The sequence below is a fragment of the Moorena sp. SIO3I8 genome (assembly GCF_010692325.1).
Classification (GTDB): Bacteria; Cyanobacteriota; Cyanobacteriia; order Cyanobacteriales; family Coleofasciculaceae; genus Moorena.
This window is the reverse complement of the sequence record NZ_JAAHHW010000472.1, coordinates 1-1,097: the sequence shown is the minus strand read 5'-3', so window position 1 is coordinate 1,097 and position 1,097 is coordinate 1. Positions and strand designations below refer to the sequence as shown.

Below are 1,097 nucleotides of genomic sequence, written 5' to 3'. Positions count from 1 at the left end.
GGAGGTAAACAAATATAAATTTGCTAGATATGCGGACGATTTTGTTATAACCAGTCAAACCAGGGAAAATCTTGAAGAGATAATCCCTCAGTTAGAATCATGGTTAGCCCAAAGAGGATTGAAACTGAATAAAGCTAAGACTCAAATCAGAGATATCAGAAAAGAGGGATTCTCATTCCTCGGATTTGATATACGGCAATTCAAAGGCAAGACACTCAGGTATGGAAGCAACAGGTATAAACGTTTTGCTCACAAAATGAGAATTAACGCCAAACCTAATGCAAAACGGATACCTTCCCCTAATGCCAAATTAAAAGAAGAAGAGTGTTACTCATGCTTCATAATACCTGGTAAGAAGGAAACCAAAGAATTCCTAACCAATATACGGGAATATCTCAAGAATGAAGGAAGAGTGTTGAGCTTCGATACGGTGTTAAATAGACTCAACTCTAAAATCAGAGGATGGCTAAATTACTACCGTTTTGTATGCTCCAAAAAGACATTTTCGAAAATCAGGAAAGAGGTATTAGATGCCATATACAGGTACCTAAAAAGGAAACATCCTAAGAAGTCCTGGAAATGGATTAAACGGAAGTACTACACAAAAATTGACCAAGACCCTCACAATCCATATGCCGACATCAAAGGTAAAAGGAAGAACAGAGAAGTCTTAGTCAACGCTGCCAAGGATGTACCTATAATCAGATTTGAGAAGGTAAAAGGGAAAAATTCACCATTTGACCCCACACTAATCGAATACTGGAAAAAGCGCCAAACGAAATGGGGTAAAACCAAATTCGCTAAAGGCAGCAAATATGAACAAATCTACACCAGACAAAAAGGCATATGCCCTATATGCGGAAAGCCAATTTGTTTGGACGAAGCGTTCGAGGTACATCATATAGTGCCAATCAGGGATGGAGGCAACAACAGCAAGGCGAATCTAATGATTCTACACCAACACTGTCATAAAGCCAAAAATAAACATCTACACAAAAGGGTGGACTGAATAGGCTTGAGCCGGATGAGTGTGAAAGTCTCAAGTCCGGTTCTTAGGGGAGGAGGAGATGGTAACATCTCCTGCCTTACCCGCCAAA

Annotated in this window: 1 protein-coding gene; it reads left to right on the top strand. The window is 39.7% G+C overall.

All coding sequences use genetic code 11. The annotated features are described in order from the left end of the window. A partial coding sequence (locus F6K51_RS37975) for a group II intron maturase-specific domain-containing protein (protein WP_293031513.1) occupies window positions 1–1,009 on the top strand: 1,009 nt, incomplete at its 5' end. Window positions 1,010–1,097: the final 88 nt, after the last annotated feature.